The sequence below is a fragment of the Vibrio crassostreae genome (assembly GCF_024347415.1).
GTDB classification, from domain to species: domain Bacteria; phylum Pseudomonadota; class Gammaproteobacteria; order Enterobacterales; family Vibrionaceae; genus Vibrio; species Vibrio crassostreae.
Genome location: NZ_AP025477.1, coordinates 15841 through 36789, shown reverse-complemented (window position 1 = coordinate 36789; position 20949 = coordinate 15841). Strand labels below are relative to the sequence as shown.

Below are 20949 nucleotides of genomic sequence, written 5' to 3'. Positions count from 1 at the left end.
TATTTCAATACAAGATATTGAGCACTTTAGAAGTAGTATCTAACGCCAACCCAAGCTTCCGTCTGCCATTCACTTGCCATAGACACACCGTTCACATCGATATCGCCTTTGGTGATGTCATAGCGAGTATTTAACCACCAAGTTCGAGCACTGTTCATTGGTACATTCAGTGACGTTTTCAACGAGAAGTTTTGCATGTTGATATCGCTGCCCGATAGGTCTTGCCACTCTGGCACCAAAGAAACGTAAGCACCAGAATCACCTAAGTGCTTCGCCGTGATCAGTCCAAGTGAATAACCCGTTAAGTCATCTTTAGATGAGCTCATCGCGGGAATTTCCATGCTGCCTGTCATCAAGCCAGCTCTTGGAAAAACCAAGAAGTCACCGGTATAAGCCGGATTGATCGCCACAACACCGCCGACCGACAACAAGTCATTTTTAATGCTTGTGCGTGTATTAATGTAGTCTAACGACAGACCCACTTTAGGCGCGGCTTTAGCACCAGTCTCGAATACATGGAAATATTGAATTCGCGAGTTGCTGTATTCCGAACCAAAGTCGTTCGGATCGCGTTGTGATTCGTCATTGTCATCAACAAAGGTCGCTTCTGCGAGTAACGCAAATTGCTGACCGTTGTCCATACCACCAGAAACCTGTCCCTGAAATTGAATATCAGAACTACCGCTCACCATCAACGCAGTCTGTGTATACACCTTAGTCACGTCTGCAGGGTCGATAACTCGCTCTGATTCGGCATAGGCAGGAATCGATAAACCTAAGCTCAATGGAATAATAAGGGCAAACTTTTTCATTATCTCTCTCGAAAGTCGTTTGCTTCCTCCTTGAAGCCTGGAACATCCTGTTAGGTAATAAACAGATTATTTTTCAGCAAGTAGTTTTGCAGCTGAACGCATTAGTGCTGGACCTTTGTTCTCACCAAAACCTGAGTGGTATGGGTTGGTTGAGAACATCACACCCACAAAGTCACGCGCAGGATCGATGTAAATAAATTGGCCTAGGTTGCCGCTTTTCGACATCGCACCATCGTTGAAAATGAAATCAAACTGGTATGCGTTGTAGTCCGCTTTTTCGTTGTAAGCGTGCAGTGAGCTGCTCTCTTTGCTGGTACCTACGAATGCTTTTGGATCACCGCCGTTACGAATACGATCAATCACAGCTTGTGAAACCACTGGCTCATCAGCCACCGCTTCCCAGCTAGGTGTGAATAGTGTGCCCCAACGAGCCATGTCTTCTACAGTTGATGAAACCAAGCCAACCGCGATCGCCATGCCATCTGGCGTTAAGTTGAATTGCATTGATTGACGTGCGTGTACTTTTGACCAAACACGATCTTCGAATACTTGAGTCCATGTTTTGTTTTCAATGTTTTCAACTAACTTAGTCAGTACCATGGTATTGATAGATGCGTAACGGAAATGGTCACCTGCTTTCTCACCATCTAGCTTCTGAGCGCCTTTAGCGACATTCATCCATGTTTCCATCTCACCCGTCTTAGCTCTTGGTGAGTTAAACGATGCTGCGAAGAAACGCACCACGTCAGAGTCTGGGTTCAAGATAGACTCTAATGTCTCTTCATTGTCTAGAGCGGTCGACATGTTCAGAACTTGGTGTACTGTGATTCCATCCCAGTTCGTTCCTTTCAGTTCAGAAACATACTCTGTGATGTCCTTTTCAGGATCGACTTTGCCTTCTTCCACTAACATCGCGATTACAGTACCAACCGTCGTTTTCGCAGTAGATGCCCAAACATGCGTGTCTGTCGGCTTCATACCTGGGTAAGCTTCGTAAACGATCTCCCCTTTGTGAATCAACATAAAGCCCTGAGTACGGAACTGCTCATCCGCCAAGTACTCATCCATTGTCAACTCACCTTTGCTTTCAGTGTCAACTTTGAGTGCTGCTAGTCGTGGGTCGATATTTTTGACTAAAGGCTTGTACTCTTCGTTTGGAGCCGCCAGTGCCGTTGGTAGAAACTCACTCATATGCATGTTGTAGTAAACGCTGTGGTCGCCGCCCATCTGCCAGTGGAAGTTGTTGAATAACTCACGAGCTGAATCAGTAAAACTTGGGGTGAATGCTGTACTCGCCTCTTTCACTGTTAAGGTAACTTGAGCACCTTCTACTTTCAGTGCTTCTTCAACTGGGTTTGCTGCAAGAGCAAATGACGATGCGGTCGCTAACGATACTAGAACGACAATGTGTTTAAGTTTCATAATTGTTCTCCTGTTTGGGTTAGGAGAAGTATAGAGAGATGCGTTACACTTAATTAGGTCACTTGGTGACATTTAAAGGCAAGCTCAGAAAGCTATGAAAACTAAGAAAGCATCATCGAATACCACCAACATACTGCTCACCTCGACCAGTAACATTGCTCCGTATATTCAGTATTGTGACAAACATAGTCTGGATTGGCGTGCCGTCGCCGTTGCGTGCGGTCTACCCATTGAGCTAACACAATCCAATCAATGGCTTCCTACACAAGATTTGATTCGCTTCATTCATGGCCTTGAACGCAAGTTTGGTTATTCGATAGGGATTGAGGTTGGACGCAGAGCCTCTCTTGAGCAGTTATCACCCGAGCTAGACCGAAAAATTGGCCAATGCACGTCACTAGAGCAAGCGGTACGTTGCTTGATTAACGAAATATCCACCTTAAGTAATCACGTCACTATATGGACAGAAAAACGAGATGGCCTTTGGTGGCTGTGTCATCGGAGTTGCTATCACCCGTCGACTTCTGGCTTTGAGCAAGCCGAATGGTTTCGCGCTCTAACTGTGATTAGTCTCTGTCGTAAATTCATTGACAGTCATTGGCAACCATCACACGCCAAGTTGGTCTCCAAGCACAACAGCGCACGTAAATTACCTAAGCATTTCTTTGATTCTGATATTCAGTTTGAAGAGCAGTATGGTGCATTCACTATCCCACTCCCTGATGATTATCGTGCCATTTCAGAACAAAATAGCACCCAAGATTGGCATCACGCCGTCGAGACACTGATAAACACTTACGCGACCTTGCCTTGGTTCAATATTGAATGGTTTGCCACCATGCTCGGCATGACAAAGCGAACACTGCAACGAAATCTGAAGAGCAACGGAATCCTCTTTAAGCAGGCCAAAGAACAGGTTCGGGAGAGTAAAGCCAAGCAGTTACTCGATGAAACCGACCTTTCAGTGCAAGAGATCAGCTGGCAGCTTGGCTACAGTGATTTGAGTAACTTTAACCGCGCTTTTAAGGGTTGGGTTGGCACGACTGCGCCAAGTTATCGAAGTCGAAATAAAAAAGTCCGGTCAAATAACCGGACTTAATCGCAGATCTTAATATCAGTTCATTGCTCTACTGCTCTAATAAAGCTCTGGCATTATCACCCTGTTCATAGATGTAGAGGCTGACACGAGACAGTATGGTTATCTCTTCTAAGCTGACTTGAAGCGAGTTTTGCCCTCTTCCTAGATTCGCTCTTAGGCGGTCAACGAGCTGTTGAACTGCCTGCAAATCATCTCTCGCTTTAGGAACACGAGTATTCATAAAGGTGAACCACTTTTCACTCATGTTACGGCTTATCTTGGCAAGTACTTCGGTATTGGTAATGGTAATGGTAATGGTAAATGCCTTATCAAGATTGCCTCCGTCTCGGAGGATGTCATAGATAATGTGACCGTTCTTTTTCGCTACCATCATGTTCTTGGTATTGAGCTGCAGTTCGCCAATATGTCCATTGGCCATCTTTAAGAAAAACTTAATGTCTTTGTAGCCAGCGTCTGTTGCGCCACAGTTGAATTTAGCATTATCGCCTTGGCTGGTGCCGTAGCGATCTTTCATCGCAGATTGGTGATGTTTCAACTCGACAAACTCTTTGGTCAGAATGATCATCGCTTTGGCCACGATCATATCGTCCATGCTCTCAAACACAATGGTCATACGGGCTGCATCTTTAAGGTCGCCAATATCATAATGACGTTTTCGATTGGTGATTTTATCCAGCGCGCCATGAAAATCTTTTACACCCAAATAAGCACCGGGAGGCTGTTTGAGCGTTCCGTTACACACTGAAGCGACTTGCACAGCGAACTCTCTAAGCGCCTCTTGAGCCTCGACCGTCTCCATAAACATCATGAACAGCTGCTTTTTCTTGAGTGTGGCATTCGCGACCTGATTTCGAGAACCAAAATCTAGATTGCTATTCGCCAACTTCTGGCTTGATGATTCATCCAGATAGTTATGAATCTTTTCTTTCTGAGTCATGATGTCGAGAATGACCTGATCTTGCTGCTTGTTAGCAGCATTCATGTAATCGAAATTTTCGACCTTTTGTTTCAATACTTGCAACTTCTGTTGGTAATCTTTGACGTTAACCAAACGAAAGCCCTGAGACATGATGCCTTGTTGGTTTATCTTAGCGAGTACCTTCGCCTTGTTCTTTCTAACCTGTTCTTGGCTGATCTTGGCTGATCTGAATTTCTTCTGTCGTCGGCATATTTAGGTTCCCTCTCCAATATGCAGTTAAAACGGTGCTTGCTGACTCGCAATTCCTTTCCCTTTGACGATATTAGTTTATGGATTTGATAATTACATTAGCCAACAACGATAACCCTATAAAATAAATAAGGTTTGAGAGGTACTTCCATAAAGCCACAGGACAGAGTGCAACAACTGCTCTGAACTCAAAGTTAGGGAATATGCCGAGATCTGTTAACAGTTATTGGTATCGGGCTAACCTTACGTTATCCTTTACGCAATTCTTCATTGAGAGGTTTGTCACCAATACAAACCTAACTTCAAGACCGATAAGAGCGTTATGAATTCTACTACCGCAACTCCCTCGCCTTCTCTTGGCCGACAACTCTATACAATGACATGGCCAATGCTGTTTGGGGTGCTTTCCCTAATGAGCTTCCAGCTTGTAGACAGTGCTTTTATTGGCCAACTGGGCGTGCTACCGCTGGCTGTTCAAGGTTTCACGCTTCCAATACAGATGATCATCATTGGTATTCAGGTCGGGTTAGGTATCGCGACAACCGCAGTAATCGCTAGAGCCATTGGTGCGAATGAAACGCGCTACGCCAAGCAACTAGGTGGATTAGTGATTGCGATGGGCAGCGTGAGTGTTGCGCTTTTCTCCGTCATCATCTACCTATTGCGTGGGCCAATTTTACAGTTGTTGGATGCGCCACCGACGGTATTGCCAATCATTGATTCTTATTGGATCTATTGGCTAGTCAGCTCTTGGACAGGTGCGCTGCTCTACTTCTTCTACAGTGTGTGTCGTGCCAATGGTAATACCATGCTACCCGGTTCAATGATGATCGCGACCAGTATCATCAACTTAATATTGGACCCGATTATCATCTTTACGCTCGACATGGGCATCAATGGAGCCGCCATTGCAACCATCTTGGCGTTCGGTGCGGGTATCTTTATCGTTGCTCCTAAAGTGACCAAGAAGCATTGGATGACGTTCGACTGGAACGACCTGGATATTGGCAAGAGCGTTCGCTCCATCGGCAATATCATGGGTCCTGCGATGATCAGCCAACTGCTGCCGCCAGTCTCTTCTATGTTGGCGACTAAACTGTTGGCAGGTTATGGCACCGCAGCGGTTGCAGCTTGGGCGTTGGGTTCTCGTTTTGAATTCTTCTCAATTGTCGCTGTGTTAGCACTGACGATGTCGATGCCACCAATGATAGGTCGCATGTTGGGAGAGAAAAACCTAGAAAACATACGCAAGCTCGTCAAGATTGCCGTGATGTTCGTATTAGGGTTCCAATTGGTGATTGCACTAGTGACATGGCTATTCTCTAGCGGGCTGGCAAATCTCATGACCAGTGACAACGAAGTCTCAACGATTCTGAGCTACCACCTACTGATCGTTCCAATCAGCTTAGGGCCTTTGGGTATCTGTATGTTGATGGTTTCGATTTCTAACGCTTTGGGCAAGTCTTACGCCGCATTAACGATTTCAGCACTGCGCCTGTTCGCTTTCTTCTTGCCTTGCCTATGGGTTGGCTCTCTGCTTGCAGGAATTGAAGGCCTATTCTGGGGAGCTATGGTAGGTAATATACTTGCAGGCACCTGTGCATGGTTTATGTACCAGCGAGCTCTTGGGCAAGTCGAAGCTAAGCTAACCAAATAAGCGGTTAGAGAGCTAATCAATCGAAAAACCTTTCAATAATATTGAGTAACACACCAAAGCAGAGCGATTACGCTCTGCTTTTGGATGGACGACAACCTTAACGTTCATCTGATGGAAGAACAAAGTCGACATATAACGCAAAATTTCCGATTCCAGAAGCTTTAATACCACCCAAGTCTAAATCATTTGTCGAATAAATCATGGCAGAAACCCCCATGTTGCTTAGTTCTATCGCCTTCTGATACTCGCTCCCAAGCGAGCCAAGATTATCACCCCGATACGTCACAGCCTTAATTTTATTTAAACCAATCCACTCAAGAATCAATGGTGTATTTAGATCTATATTTAATGCGACATTATTAAAACCTAACTCTATTGCTTCATTATATTTATCTGTGCTGAATACTTCGATAATAGATTTATCTTTATATATTATATACTTTGAAAGCAAGGCAAGATTTTTTATTTTATCCGTAACTAATACCACATCATTTTTATCTAGAATATCAATAGCTGTCGATATATTTAATGTTTTATATTGATCATAAATTATCTTTGATTCAAACTCTTTAGAACTAATAGACCCAGTATTATTAGAATTTGTCATTTCGTGAAAAGTCTTCCAATCATGAACAGCAACAATCCTTCCATCCGATGAGATAAGTAGATCTAACTCTATCATCTTGAATCCATGTTCAATTGATTGCTCCATCGCTTCTAACGAGTTTGTATATTTTAATCCGTTGATTCCCCCACCGGCATGTGCGATCAAACCACCAGAATTACCGATAATTTTAGGGATGTTATTATGTTCATTTGGGTATGCCTTTACATTGCCTCTCCATACATCAATGACTACACTCATCGAAGGGCCGATAACAAAAGCTACCCAAAAACATATGAGAACTAGACAAAATATTGATATTAAGACTCTGATTCCTTTAAGTATCATGACATTTTACCTGTTGATAACTGGGGCTGATGATAATGTGTGGTTGACCCTGTCAATATTGAGTTTAAACATGTTATTTATAGCAACTATAATAGCATTTGTCGGTAATAGATTTGTATTTCTTCTTCTCACGGTAATAATGACTTTTGATTTCTACTTAAGATTAAACTCTCTAAGCTTAGACTTAGGTGTCTTAGGGTCGGTTTTAGAGTCTAATCGAGGTGAAGTTCTTGAACATATAAAAAGCATTAGCGCCGTAACATATTTAAAGATAATTATATTTTTCATTCTGGTTTTTTTATCATTTCACATTACCTTAGGAAAGGTTGGTAAGTCATTTTCATTAATTATGTTGATATTATTTTCCAGTATATTAATCACCAAACTTTATAGCTTACATGATAATAAAAAGACGACATACCTCAATGAAGAATACTTAAAAACAATCCATCATGAAGTGTGGTTTAGTTTTTTAGGGCTAATTACAGTTATTAAACCTATTTCTTTATATTATGAACTGTCTCTTCTCGAAGGGGGAAAATCAGTAATCTCTTCAAAATGGGAGAATGTTCATACAAATAAGGTATTAAAGGATATTTACATCGTAAATATTGGTGAATCTGTTGTTAAAAATTACTACCCATCGTATAACGAAGAGAATGGAAAGATAAAAGGAGCAGCCATATTTAATGGTGTTATTTCCCCATCCGTTGTTACATATTTCTCAGTCCCTCGAATATTATCAAAGAGCCTAGATGTAAACAGGCATGATAAAAACTTAAATGTGATAGATCTTGCTAATGATGCTGGAATGAAAACTTATTGGATATCAAATCAAGCAAAGATCGGGCAATACGAGACACAGGTATCCGCAATCGCTAGTAGAGCACATTACCAATTTTATAAGAATACGTCTTATGATAAAGCTGAACCCGATAACATTCTCCTACCAGAAGTGATCAAAGCAATTCGTGAAGAGACTAAAAGGCCAAAAGTGATTTTCATCCACACTATGGGGTCTCATTATGATTTTTGTAAGAGATTTGATGAAGAAATTTCACTAAAACCCTCAGATAACAAGTACCTCATATGCTATTCAAAATCAGTGGCTTATGGCGTAGCTTTTATAGAAAGGCTTAGAGACTTACTCACGATCCATGATAAAACATATAAAATCATTTATTTTTCTGACCATGGCCTAACGTCTGTAAACGTTCCACCGTATCTAATTCACGGTACTGGCTCACATTTTACAAGGCAGGCAGTAGAAGTACCTTTCATAGCAATGAGTAATGACCCACAAGAAACGAAAATACATTCGGTCAAATACAACCTGAGAGACTTTTCAGACACATTTGCGCAATGGGTAGGAATATCTTCAGAACAGACAGAGCAACATAAAAGTATCTTCAATACCAAGTACATAGGAAAGGAGTACGACTCAGTGCTAACAAGTGAGTTTAAGATAAGAAAAATCGACTAAGCGAGTAGCTCTGTTACTAAAAAATCATGAATCATCAAAGGTTACGTAGTAAATATCGGCTTCCTAACATTAATCTGACTCTTATTTCGCTCTGTGTAAGCTGATATCAGTTAAATGTCACTTATATAAGACATTCATTGACCTTGTTGGCAACCAACCTAATAAGATGATTTAGGAGCTCTTATAGTATCGGTGAGTGAATAACTGAAAGTTCACTATTTGACTGGATATATAAAGGTTTGAAACGTTAAAACGAAAAAAAGCCCGCTGATTTCTCAGCGGGCTTTTCAATGGTGGTGGAGGGATAGGGATTTGAACCCTAGAACCGCTATTAACGGTTGCCGGTTTTCAAGACCGGTGCTTTCGACCACTCAGCCATCCCTCCAACAAATTGTCGTCAACAGATTTGTGCACTGTTGAGGTTGTTACTTGCTATGCAAATAACGAAGCTTTTTGTCTTCACTTTTAAAAAGTGAAAATAAATTTAAAGCCTGGCGATGTCCTACTCTCACATGGGGAAGCCCCACACTACCATCGGCGCTATTGTGTTTCACTTCTGAGTTCGGCATGGAATCAGGTGGGTCCACAATGCTATGGTCGCCAAGCAAATTTTGCTTTTACTTTCAGCTTTTTTAAAAACTGAAGGCAAAATAATCTGGAAAACTGTATTTAAAAGTCTCTTTCAAACTCATTCAAGGTCTGTCTTTGAGTCCACAAAACCCCTTGGGTGTTGTATGGTTAAGCCTCACGGGCAATTAGTACAGGTTAGCTCAATGCCTCGCAGCACTTACACACCCTGCCTATCAACGTTCTAGTCTTGAACAACCCTTAAGGACGCTTATAGCGTCAGGGAAAACTCATCTCAGGGCTCGCTTCCCGCTTAGATGCTTTCAGCGGTTATCGATTCCGAACTTAGCTACCGGGCAATGCCATTGGCATGACAACCCGAACACCAGAGGTTCGTCCACTCCGGTCCTCTCGTACTAGGAGCAGCCCCCTTCAATTTTCCAACGCCCACGGCAGATAGGGACCGAACTGTCTCACGACGTTCTAAACCCAGCTCGCGTACCACTTTAAATGGCGAACAGCCATACCCTTGGGACCGACTTCAGCCCCAGGATGTGATGAGCCGACATCGAGGTGCCAAACACCGCCGTCGATATGAACTCTTGGGCGGTATCAGCCTGTTATCCCCGGAGTACCTTTTATCCGTTGAGCGATGGCCCTTCCATTCAGAACCACCGGATCACTATGACCTGCTTTCGCACCTGCTCGAATTGTCATTCTCGCAGTCAAGCGGGCTTATGCCATTGCACTAACCACACGATGTCCAACCGTGTTTAGCCCACCTTCGTGCTCCTCCGTTACTCTTTGGGAGGAGACCGCCCCAGTCAAACTACCCACCAGGCACTGTCCGTAATCCCGATTCAGGGACCAACGTTAGAACATCAAAACTACAAGGGTGGTATTTCAAGGACGACTCCACCACATCTAGCGACGCGGTTTCAAAGTCTCCCACCTATCCTACACATGTAGGTTCAATGTTCAGTGCCAAGCTGTAGTAAAGGTTCACGGGGTCTTTCCGTCTAGCCGCGGGTACACTGCATCTTCACAGCGATTTCAATTTCACTGAGTCTCGGGTGGAGACAGCGTGGCCATCATTACGCCATTCGTGCAGGTCGGAACTTACCCGACAAGGAATTTCGCTACCTTAGGACCGTTATAGTTACGGCCGCCGTTTACCGGGGCTTCGATCAAGAGCTTCGACCGAAGTCTAACCCCATCAATTAACCTTCCGGCACCGGGCAGGCGTCACACCGTATACGTCATCTTACGATTTTGCACAGTGCTGTGTTTTTAATAAACAGTTGCAGCCACCTGGTATCTGCGACTCTCGTCTGCTCCATCCGCAAGGGACTTCACTGATAAGAGCGTACCTTCTCCCGAAGTTACGGTACCATTTTGCCTAGTTCCTTCACCCGAGTTCTCTCAAGCGCCTTGGTATTCTCTACCCGACCACCTGTGTCGGTTTGGGGTACGATTCCTTACAATCTGAAGCTTAGAGGCTTTTCCTGGAAGCATGGCATCAATGACTTCACTACCGTAGTAGCTCGACATCGTATCTCAGCGTTAATAGCGGTCCGGATTTACCTAAACCACCCGCCTACGTACTTGAACCTGGACAACCGTCGCCAGGCCCACCTAGCCTTCTCCGTCCCCCCATCGCAATTGTAAGAAGTACAGGAATATTAACCTGTTTCCCATCGACTACGCCTTTCGGCCTCGCCTTAGGAGTCGACTTACCCTGCCCCGATTAACGTTGGACAGGAACCCTTGGTCTTCCGGCGAGGGAGTTTTTCACTCCCTTTATCGTTACTCATGTCAGCATTCGCACTTCTGATACCTCCAGCAGCCCTTACAGACCACCTTCAACGGCTTACAGAACGCTCCCCTACCCCACATACCCTAAGGTACGTAGCCGCAGCTTCGGTGTATAGCTTAGCCCCGTTACATCTTCCGCGCAGGCCGACTCGACCAGTGAGCTATTACGCTTTCTTTAAATGATGGCTGCTTCTAAGCCAACATCCTGGCTGTCTGAGCCTTCCCACATCGTTTCCCACTTAGCTATACTTTGGGACCTTAGCTGGCGGTCTGGGTTGTTTCCCTCTCCACGACGGACGTTAGCACCCGCCGTGTGTCTCCCGGATAGTACTTACTGGTATTCGGAGTTTGCAAAGGGTTGGTAAGTCGGGATGACCCCCTAGCCTTAACAGTGCTCTACCCCCAGTAGTATTCGTCCGAGGCGCTACCTAAATAGCTTTCGGGGAGAACCAGCTATCTCCAGGTTTGATTGGCCTTTCACCCCTAGCCACAAGTCATCCGCTAATTTTTCAACATTAGTCGGTTCGGTCCTCCAGTTGATGTTACTCAACCTTCAACCTGCCCATGGCTAGATCACCTGGTTTCGGGTCTAATCCTAGCAACTGTACGCCCAGTTAAGACTCGGTTTCCCTACGGCTCCCCTAAACGGTTAACCTTGCTACTAAAATTAAGTCGCTGACCCATTATACAAAAGGTACGCAGTCACACCACGAAGGTGCTCCTACTGCTTGTACGTACACGGTTTCAGGTTCTATTTCACTCCCCTCACAGGGGTTCTTTTCGCCTTTCCCTCACGGTACTGGTTCACTATCGGTCAGTCAGTAGTATTTAGCCTTGGAGGATGGTCCCCCCATATTCAGACAGGATATCACGTGTCCCGCCCTACTCGTTTTCACTGATTATGAGATGTCGATTACGGGGCTATCACCCTTTATTGCGGCACTTTCCAGAGCCTTCATCTGTCTCATTAAAAGCTTAAGGGCTAATCCAATTTCGCTCGCCGCTACTTTCGGAATCTCGGTTGATTTCTCTTCCTCGGGGTACTTAGATGTTTCAGTTCCCCCGGTTTGCCTCCTGTTGCTATGTATTCACAACAGGATACTTAACTTATGTAAGTGGGTTTCCCCATTCAGGAATCCCAGACTCAAAAGGTTATTACTACCTAATCTGGGCTTATCGCAAGTTATTACGCCTTTCATCGCCTCTGACTGCCAAGGCATCCACCGTGTACGCTTAGTCACTTAACCATACAACCCGAAAGGGTTTCTGTTTTACTTTCACTTTTGAAAAGTGAAAACAAACTAGTATGGCAACTAACCAAGGTTTTTGGTTGTCATTAAGAAGGGTTAATTCTCAATGACTGTTTGCCGGACTCAATGTGATTCAAACAAGTTTGAATCGAATACAAGACACTTGAATGTGTTTGTTGTGTTTACCATAAAGGTAAACATTGAGAACTTTTAAATTTGATTGAATTACTCGTAAGTAATCAATCAGTCAGCTTTCCAAATTGTTAAAGAGCAAGAGTTTTTCAAGTTTTAAACTTTCAAAACCATTTTTAAAAACTCTCCGAAGAGAATGCTTAAAGATGGTGGGCGATACCGGGCTCGAACCAGTGACCCCCTGCTTGTAAGGCAGGTGCTCTCCCAACTGAGCTAATCGCCCATGATAGTTTCTTTTGTCTTCACTTTTTAAAAAGTGAAAATAAAAGCCATCCTTACATGGAGAAAGAATGGTGGAGCTATGCGGGATCGAACCGCAGACCTCCTGCGTGCAAGGCAGGCGCTCTCCCAGCTGAGCTATAGCCCCATATTTTATTTCCTTGGGAGGAAATGGTGGGCGATACCGGGCTCGAACCAGTGACCCCCTGCTTGTAAGGCAGGTGCTCTCCCAACTGAGCTAATCGCCCCAAATTTTATTTCCTTGGGAGGAAATGGTGGGTCGTGCAGGATTCGAACCTGCGACCAATTGATTAAAAGTCAACTGCTCTACCAACTGAGCTAACGACCCAATGGTATCCCGTAGGGGAGTCGAACCCCTGTTACCGCCGTGAAAGGGCGGTGTCCTAGGCCTCTAGACGAACGGGACACTGCTAGTTTATCTCCACTTTAAAAAGTAGAAACAAACTTTGAAGAACCTTGGGAGTTCTTCTTCTCTTTGCTTTTCTAAACCTAATCAATCTGTGTGGACACTTATCGTGAATATCTTCGTATAAGGAGGTGATCCAGCCCCAGGTTCCCCTAGGGCTACCTTGTTACGACTTCACCCCAGTCATGAACCACAAAGTGGTGAGCGTCCTCCCCGAAAGGTTAAACTACCCACTTCTTTTGCAGCCCACTCCCATGGTGTGACGGGCGGTGTGTACAAGGCCCGGGAACGTATTCACCGTAGCATTCTGATCTACGATTACTAGCGATTCCGACTTCATGGAGTCGAGTTGCAGACTCCAATCCGGACTACGACGCACTTTTTGGGATTCGCTCACTATCGCTAGCTTGCAGCCCTCTGTATGCGCCATTGTAGCACGTGTGTAGCCCTACTCGTAAGGGCCATGATGACTTGACGTCGTCCCCACCTTCCTCCGGTTTATCACCGGCAGTCTCCCTGGAGTTCCCACCATTACGTGCTGGCAAACAAGGATAAGGGTTGCGCTCGTTGCGGGACTTAACCCAACATTTCACAACACGAGCTGACGACAGCCATGCAGCACCTGTCTCAGAGTTCCCGAAGGCACTAAGCTATCTCTAGCGAATTCTCTGGATGTCAAGAGTAGGTAAGGTTCTTCGCGTTGCATCGAATTAAACCACATGCTCCACCGCTTGTGCGGGCCCCCGTCAATTCATTTGAGTTTTAATCTTGCGACCGTACTCCCCAGGCGGTCTACTTAACGCGTTAGCTCCGAAAGCCACTCCTCAAGGGAACAACCTCCAAGTAGACATCGTTTACGGCGTGGACTACCAGGGTATCTAATCCTGTTTGCTCCCCACGCTTTCGCATCTGAGTGTCAGTGTCTGTCCAGGGGGCCGCCTTCGCCACTGGTATTCCTTCAGATCTCTACGCATTTCACCGCTACACCTGAAATTCTACCCCCCTCTACAGCACTCTAGTTCACCAGTTTCAAATGCGGTTCCGAGGTTGAGCCCCGGGCTTTCACATCTGACTTAATGAACCACCTGCATGCGCTTTACGCCCAGTAATTCCGATTAACGCTCGCACCCTCCGTATTACCGCGGCTGCTGGCACGGAGTTAGCCGGTGCTTCTTCTGTAGGTAACGTCAAATGCTGCAGCTATTAACTACAACACCTTCCTCCCTACTGAAAGTACTTTACAACCCGAAGGCCTTCTTCATACACGCGGCATGGCTGCATCAGGCTTTCGCCCATTGTGCAATATTCCCCACTGCTGCCTCCCGTAGGAGTCTGGACCGTGTCTCAGTTCCAGTGTGGCTGATCATCCTCTCAGACCAGCTAGAGATCGTCGCCTTGGTGAGCTCTTACCTCACCAACTAGCTAATCTCACCTGGGCTAATCTTAGCGCGAGAGGCCCGAAGGTCCCCCTCTTTGGTCCGAAGACATTATGCGGTATTAGCTATCGTTTCCAATAGTTATCCCCCACACTAAGGCATATTCCCAGGCATTACTCACCCGTCCGCCGCTCGACGCCCTTAACGTTCCCCGAAGGTTCAGTTAAGTCGTTTCCGCTCGACTTGCATGTGTTAGGCCTGCCGCCAGCGTTCAATCTGAGCCATGATCAAACTCTTCAATTTAAAGTTTTGATTACCTAAATTAATAGGTGTGACTCAACGAATACTGACTTCAAAATCCATTCTCACTCAAAAGTAAGAAGTAATTCTAAAGCTATTATCTTTCCAACAGAAAGATAATGAATTGACTGTGCCAAGTCCTAAGACTTGATTGGTCACTCAGTTCATTGAAATCAATTTTGATTCCGAAGAATCTGTTTTATCTAACGATAAAACGTTTTGATATTCATCAACGAGTGCCCACACAGATTGATAGGTTTAAATTGTTAAAGAGCTTTGCTCATCGAAACTTTCTTTTTACAAAGAAACCTTTGAAAGCGGACGTGAATTCTAGCGATTTAATCTTAAGTGTCAAACACTTTTTAAAATTAATTTCTTTCGAACTTTCCGTCTTACTGATTACTGCTGAAGCCTTGTGGCGTCTGCCGTGTCAGTGAGGCGGAATTATAGAGATCATCGAAAACATGGCAACCCCTTTTTTGATAAAAATTCAAAAAACTTGCTTAAGTGGCTACTTTTACGTCAAAAGGTTCTTTCGTCGCTCAAAGCTCATACAATAATGGGCATATTACTTAAAACTTTGCGATTAGATCTTTCGAAAAAGCCTCTATATCTAGCTCAATGCTCCATTTCTCACTCAGTTCTAGGATGTTATCTAGCGATTGCTGAACTGTTTTTATCGTCAATGTGTTGTTGTCTAGGTCGTATACCTGTTTTTGCGTGGTGTAATAGAAGTAAAGGACGGTCAGCGCGTCTCGGTCGCCTTGCTCAGCTTTGAGTTGAATACGCTTGAGTTTGCGATAGATTTGATTATGGATTTGTTTAAGGTTCCACACATAAAGTGCTTCTTTGAAGTAATCATGCCCTTTCACACGACTCGCGATAAATGCATTCAATGCGACTGATAAGATCACACCTAATACGTTCAAGTGGAAATTACCTGTCGATTCGCCTGCGATTGATTGTCCTGAACCGAATAGATCGATCAGTATGGTTCCGAATACAATGGCGAACACAGCGAGTGACCCAACCAACGAAACCAACAGCAGGTTCATCTTCTTTCTATATTCTTCTTTATTGATCTTCTGTAACTTCATCGACTACTTCCTTAAATAATACCAATCGTAGTAAATAACTGGTCATTCTAGCTTGTTAAAATGCTCAATAGCCGCGTTAGAAATTTTGACTGTAGAATAACTACTTATCGAAACTCTTTGTCGAATAGAGGCACCTTGCTCTTAAGCCTTTTTCCTGCGCTATTTATGGTCACTTACTTACTGTGATTGGTATAAGTCACCTAATAATTTGCGCATACTATCTACGTAAACATTGGGTCGCTTCAACCCTTACCATCTTGTAATGTGGTCATTCTCTATTTAATACGTAGAGTTCTTCTGGTTGGCGCTATACGCAACTCTATTTGACTTCATTAATAGAAAAGAGTTACATACCGCCACAATTTTGGTTATTCATCAATTCATGTTGATAAAGCCCGTTTCGCTTTATCACATACTGACAAGGTACATTCCATGCGTTCATTTGTATTACGCGCTCGCGCAGCCCCTACAGAGAGCAAACTTATCTTAGAAGGTGTTGGGCAAGATGCTCATACTGAGATTCTGGCTCATACTCTGATGAACACGATCTTCGTTGCTCAATCTCACCGTGAGAATGTCACCGTACACCTTGTATTAGAAAGTACTAAAGACTTTTCACGTACGATTACATTCGATTCAAACGAGATCACCAACATTGGTGGCTTCCACGAGTCTGCATTGTTATCAGCGGTAGTAAGAGCGGTTGACGCATCTCAAGGTATGACAAAAGAGCGGACGCGTCAGGTTGAACCGGGCATCACTGTTCGTACGATGAGTTTTGAAAAGCTGGTTAAAGAGCTAGCTGAAGACCACCAGCTGTACATGATGGATAAGAAAGGCGACTTTATCCGTGATGCAGAGATTGCTGAAAACCCATGTTTCCTTCTAACTGACCACATCCCTATGCCGAAGAAGAGCTACAACAGCTTAAAGCGTCTGGGAACAGAGAAAATCAGTTTAGGTCCAAACATGTTGTTCGCTTCTCAGTGTGTGGTGTTGATCAACAATGAGCTCGATTTGAGAGGCTTCTGATTCAACCCTATAGCTGTTGAAATAAAAATGGAGCGATCATCGCTCCATTTACTCCTTTGTTCAGTTAACATCCGCACTAAAAACGAGCTTCAACTGTCATCCCTTCAACCCAATACTCTTCTGGCGGTGCTGTAATAAAGTCCAATACAACTTTCAAATACGCTGGCTGACCTTCAAACGGGCTTACTAACTGGCTTGGTAATTTGCTCACAACTTCTACCGAATCGGACACTTCGGCTTCAAAAGAGCTACCGTTAGGAAACTTTACCAACGCATTTGCTCCCTTTACCGCGTCTTCTAAATATTTAGGGTCTAGGTAAGCCACGATATGAGGAACGGTATTTTTTGCTATCGTCACTAGCTCATCGCCTTCAAAAACACGCTGCCCTTCGACAACATGTATGTCTACGACGCGACCCGCATAGGGAGACTTTACCGATAACTCTTGCTCTCTTACACGCTTAAGGGCTAAATCTTTCATCAATGAACGTTTAGCCTGACTAACAGGTCCAGCTAACTTCCGCTCTTCTTCAGCCAATTTCGCGCTTTGATAATCAAGCTTTTGTTGATTCAACTGGTTGTTCAGCGAGTTACCCATTCCAACAATACTGGCATAATCCACATCCGATACTTGTCCTTTTTTACGATATTCTTCATAACGCTTTTGAATTTGCTGTACTTTACTGAGGTTCCGACGCGTTTCTGCAATACCGTTTAAGTGCAATGCTTCCATATCGCTTGGCAAATTGACTTTTAACCCTAACAATTCCGCATGTATAAATTCAATTTGAGCTTCAATTTCCAAATTTGTCAATTGAATTGCCGTCTGTGCTCGCTCGACTTGAGTTCCGTCGTCTATGGGAATTGGCCCAACAATCCCTGCAACCTTGGCAGTCAGAGTAACTGGATAAGATGTAACAATAGCCGGAGCAATCAAGAGAAAATTGGTCTTCAAGAAAAAATAAGCCACAAATAAAAGCGGACTTATTACCAAGCTCAAGATCAAATACCAACGAAAACGATAGCCCCCTCTTTTTGCTTGTCCGTAAGCAACCTTTACACCGTCATCCGATTGAGGTTTGTTTTTTTTATCCAGATGAAATTTTACTTTCATTGTTAAAACCTTTTGCCTTTTTTCAATACCCACCAAGGAGCCATGCTCGACTCTTCGTGACTTCTTCTAAATAATTCATTAATCATGGAGAACGCAGTAATCAAGCGCATAAAAAACTGATAAAAAGGATATAGGGGTAGCCATTTAGCCATTCTTAAGTCCTCTTTCTCCCTTTCAGAAACTAAACCAATGTAAACAGTGAAAAATAGAATTACGGTAAACAAATACACGCAATAAATTAGAATTACCAATGCAACAACAAAATCAATTGGGTACACCCAAAATATATAAAACATGAACACTGAAACTAGAATCGGCAGCAATACATTTTGCAATACACCATAAACGAGAGTGAAGATGAAATTCCCCCAACCCAGTAAACGGGGGGTTAGTCCTTCATTGTGTTTCCTCAAAAACAGAAACAATAAATCTCCGTCCCATCTAAGCCTTTGCTGTACTAATCCTTTTAAGGTATGAGGCACGTCAGTATGACCGACAGCTCTTGGTGCAAAAGCCAATCTATTATTTGGGTAGCGTTTCTTATATTGCTTAAGCCTCATCGTTAAATCGAGATCTTCAGCCGTATGCGTATCCCAACCTCCAACTTGTTTTAATACCTTTTTTCTAAATGCACCAAAGGCTCCAGAAATATTATTTAGCACTCCCCAATTTGAGAGCCCTGTTTTTCCTGCTTGCATAGACAACATATATTCTAGAGACTGCATACGAGTAAGTAAGTTGTCCTGCCAATTTCTTACACGCAACGCACCACCTGAAGCAATCACATTCTTGTCAGTAAATTGCTTCATCATTTGCAGTGCCATATCGTTATCAAAAGAAGTATCGCCATCAACATTTATAACAAAATCGCCGGTGGCATTATCTAAACCAGCATTCAACGTTGATACTCTTCCTCCCCTTTGCCACTTGGGTATAACTCGAACATTTCGATTTTTTACAGATTGATGTCTCTGCTCACCTCGAATCGCAGCTTGATAAGTATCTTCATTCTGAGCTGCACCATCAACTACCGCTAACACTTCAATCTTTCCGGGATACAGTTGCTCAACTAGTGTATCTATCGTAATTTCAATCGCATCCCCTTCACCATAACAAGTAATGACGAAAGATATGCTCGGGTATTCTGTTATCTCAATATCACTCTCAGAATAAGACCAACGAAATATCCCTGTTAACACAAGTAAAAAAAGTGGTAGTTCAACAATAACCATCATGGGGAACAGCATGAGCCATAGCTCTGTATTTTCGAGTAACATCCCCCAAAAATATTGTTGAAGGTTGAGGCTATTCGACAGCATAAATTTCGCCGACTTTACTCTCTAACCATACCCCTACGTCCTCTTTAACCATGGGGTCAGGAAGGCTCCAAGCAAACACATTCAATGTAAAATCATCGTCTTCAATAAGTAGACAAAGGGCTTCTATTTTTTCACGCAGAACATTGATATGTTCCATCTTAGCTTTAGGCATAAATACGAAAAGAACATCACTTTTGTACTGACAACAAATATCTGAGTCTCGAAACAAACCGTTAAGGCGCTCAGTAATTTGTTCGATCAAAGCAAACATTTTCGCATCTCCATTCTTAGATACATATTGAGCTAAATCAGGGAGATGTAACCCTAGGAGAAGGTGCTCTTCTTGATGACGGATAGCGATACGATTGACCCAATCAAGGAGGTTTGAAAAATACCCGCTGTCTACTTTGCCGCGTAGTGTCAGCTCTGGAGCAGATAATTTGACGCCGTGACGAAATATATACTCGCCCTGCACACCTAACTTTAATGAATAGATTTTCCTGACAATCAACTGAGAAACATCATTCTTGGCGTCACAACTAAAACAAACAGCCAAAGTCTCAGCTTCAGAAAAGGAATGAGAACAAGCGTTACATGAATGAGTCTCTAACGGGCGGTCATAATCCACACCGATATGACGAAGTTGAGTTAAACATTTAGGGCATTCCAGTTTATGGTTACGTTTAAATTGGCCTTGTTCGGCTACATGACCACAGGTGAAACAATGTAACGAGACACGCTCTGTAATATCAATGTCTTTACATGAAGGACACACTTCGATGTAATTCAAATGAGCGCTAGCGCAGTCAGAACATACACGGACTCGGTTGATCAACTCATCATATTTAAACGTATCACGCTTGGTTTCTGACAAAACAAAACGATATGTAGAACTTAATTCTGGATAATATAAGTCGACTAAAGGGTAGGAATATATCGATTTGAGAGTCAGGGATCGATGAGGGGTTAGTCGTCTATCTTGCTCTAACCCCAACCATCCAATTAAAGGGTCTAAAGTATCCGTCGATTCGGAAACACTGTTCAACGTTCTACTATGTTGGATCAGTTCTTCCTCAATAGTCTCTTGATTTAAAACTCCATCAGATAAACAAACTGATAATGCGCTAGTTTCAAAGACATAAATCTTCCAAGACCAAAACTTTCTGCAACGGTGAAGTTGACTTAATACATCATCTTGTACACTGGCTTCTGTGTTTAAAACAACTACACCACCTAGCAAATCTGGTAGTTGCTCAATATCATTGACTTGTACAACATCGCATCGATCTTCCGTATCAAAGATTGGGGCTCCAAGACAGTAAATTTTTAATTTATCTCTCATTCATTAACTCCATGCTGTTGACACTTCCACCGCCAAACAAACGTTACATTCTGAAATTTTAATCGATGCTATTACATTATTTATCCTTATTTTAATACTAGATATCGATATGAAAGCCGTCCAATCATTAGCCGAAAAGATTATGTGCCTGCCGGGTCGATAGTATCGTTTCAGCTCTAAGCATAACCAACAATTACGCGATGCTATTAATCGTCATCACTGTGATGTGTTAGCCACCAATGCTTTCGCTGCATACGGTACTTCGGCCGCGCTGCCAAACGCCGTCTGATAATCATGCTTTATTAA

12 protein-coding genes, 6 tRNA genes and 3 rRNA genes are annotated in these 20949 nt (G+C 43.5%); 4 read left to right on the top strand and 17 right to left on the bottom strand.

The features are described from left to right. Positions 1-26 precede the first annotated feature (26 nt). Complete coding sequence (locus OC193_RS15930) at positions 27-812, bottom strand: hypothetical protein (protein WP_048661620.1); 786 nt, start codon at positions 810-812, stop codon at positions 27-29. 66 nt (positions 813-878) lie between these two features. Further along, positions 879-2234 (bottom strand): serine hydrolase domain-containing protein, encoded by a 1356-nt coding sequence (locus OC193_RS15925; RefSeq protein WP_048663251.1) that lies wholly within the window; start codon positions 2232-2234, stop codon positions 879-881. A 94-nt stretch (positions 2235-2328) separates the two neighbouring features. Between OC193_RS15925 and OC193_RS15920 the strand changes: the two genes are divergently transcribed. After that, on the top strand, positions 2329-3333 hold the full coding sequence (locus OC193_RS15920) for a helix-turn-helix domain-containing protein (protein WP_048663249.1): 1005 nt from the start codon (positions 2329-2331) through the stop codon (positions 3331-3333). Positions 3334-3361: 28 nt separating this feature from the next. On the opposite strand, the gene OC193_RS15915 is transcribed toward OC193_RS15920, so the two are convergent. After that, entirely contained in the window at positions 3362-4402 is a 1041-nt protein-coding gene (locus tag OC193_RS15915) for a hypothetical protein (protein WP_230682668.1), read from the bottom strand. Between the two features lie 421 nt (positions 4403-4823). Between OC193_RS15915 and OC193_RS15910 the strand changes: the two genes are divergently transcribed. Further along, positions 4824-6158 (top strand): MATE family efflux transporter, encoded by a 1335-nt coding sequence (locus tag OC193_RS15910; protein ID WP_048663247.1) that lies wholly within the window; start codon positions 4824-4826, stop codon positions 6156-6158. A 97-nt stretch (positions 6159-6255) separates the two neighbouring features. Here the strand turns inward: OC193_RS15910 and OC193_RS15905 are convergent, their stop codons facing one another. Then, entirely contained in the window at positions 6256-7110 is an 855-nt protein-coding gene (locus OC193_RS15905; protein WP_048663246.1) for a glycerophosphodiester phosphodiesterase family protein, read from the bottom strand. Positions 7111-7180: 70 nt separating this feature from the next. Here OC193_RS15905 and OC193_RS15900 point away from each other — a divergent pair, with 70 nt between their 5' ends. Continuing rightward, positions 7181-8593 (top strand): sulfatase-like hydrolase/transferase, encoded by a 1413-nt coding sequence (locus OC193_RS15900; protein WP_048663509.1) that lies wholly within the window; start codon positions 7181-7183, stop codon positions 8591-8593. A 294-nt stretch (positions 8594-8887) separates the two neighbouring features. On the opposite strand, the gene OC193_RS15895 is transcribed toward OC193_RS15900, so the two are convergent. The 10 genes from OC193_RS15895 to OC193_RS15850 all read right to left on the bottom strand — a co-directional run bounded on the left by OC193_RS15895 (position 8888) and on the right by OC193_RS15850 (position 15836). Then, positions 8888-8978 (bottom strand) — tRNA-Ser (locus OC193_RS15895). 104 nt (positions 8979-9082) lie between these two features. Next, positions 9083-9198 (bottom strand): 5S ribosomal RNA (gene rrf / locus OC193_RS15890). 129 nt (positions 9199-9327) lie between these two features. Next, positions 9328-12222: ribosomal RNA gene (locus tag OC193_RS15885) — 23S ribosomal RNA — on the bottom strand. Between the two features lie 342 nt (positions 12223-12564). Further along, a tRNA-Val gene (locus OC193_RS15880) sits at positions 12565-12640 on the bottom strand. Between the two features lie 68 nt (positions 12641-12708). Beyond that, a tRNA-Ala gene (locus OC193_RS15875) sits at positions 12709-12784 on the bottom strand. Between the two features lie 24 nt (positions 12785-12808). Continuing rightward, positions 12809-12884 (bottom strand) — tRNA-Val (locus OC193_RS15870). A 25-nt stretch (positions 12885-12909) separates the two neighbouring features. Next, positions 12910-12985: transfer RNA gene (locus OC193_RS15865), tRNA-Lys, on the bottom strand. A 2-nt stretch (positions 12986-12987) separates the two neighbouring features. Beyond that, positions 12988-13063, bottom strand: a tRNA-Glu gene (locus tag OC193_RS15860). A gap of 124 nt (positions 13064-13187) precedes the next feature. Continuing rightward, a 16S ribosomal RNA gene (locus OC193_RS15855) occupies positions 13188-14742 on the bottom strand. Together the 16S, 23S and 5S rRNA genes with 6 tRNA genes alongside form the textbook arrangement of a ribosomal RNA operon. A gap of 569 nt (positions 14743-15311) precedes the next feature. Further along, positions 15312-15836, bottom strand: a complete 525-nt coding sequence (locus OC193_RS15850) for a DUF3087 family protein (RefSeq protein WP_048661642.1) — start codon at positions 15834-15836, stop codon at positions 15312-15314. A gap of 432 nt (positions 15837-16268) precedes the next feature. Between OC193_RS15850 and trmY the strand changes: the two genes are divergently transcribed. Next, entirely contained in the window at positions 16269-16868 is a 600-nt protein-coding gene (gene trmY / locus OC193_RS15845; protein WP_048663759.1) for a tRNA (pseudouridine(54)-N(1))-methyltransferase TrmY, read from the top strand. A 76-nt stretch (positions 16869-16944) separates the two neighbouring features. On the opposite strand, the gene OC193_RS15840 is transcribed toward trmY, so the two are convergent. The 3 genes from OC193_RS15840 to OC193_RS15830 are packed head-to-tail and all read right to left on the bottom strand — an operon-like array spanning position 16945 to position 20643. After that, complete coding sequence (locus tag OC193_RS15840; RefSeq protein ID WP_080967411.1) at positions 16945-18018, bottom strand: HlyD family secretion protein; 1074 nt, start codon at positions 18016-18018, stop codon at positions 16945-16947. Next, positions 17985-19301 carry a glycosyltransferase family 2 protein gene (locus OC193_RS15835; RefSeq protein WP_048663760.1) on the bottom strand — a complete coding sequence of 439 codons (1317 nt, stop codon included), beginning with the start codon at positions 19299-19301 and terminating at the stop codon, positions 17985-17987. The genes OC193_RS15840 and OC193_RS15835 overlap by 34 nt, the downstream gene beginning before the upstream one ends. Then, positions 19288-20643 carry a TackOD1 domain-containing metal-binding protein gene (locus tag OC193_RS15830; protein ID WP_048663761.1) on the bottom strand — a complete coding sequence of 452 codons (1356 nt, stop codon included), beginning with the start codon at positions 20641-20643 and terminating at the stop codon, positions 19288-19290. Before OC193_RS15830 ends, OC193_RS15835 begins: the two co-directional genes overlap by 14 nt. Positions 20644-20949 lie beyond the last annotated feature (306 nt).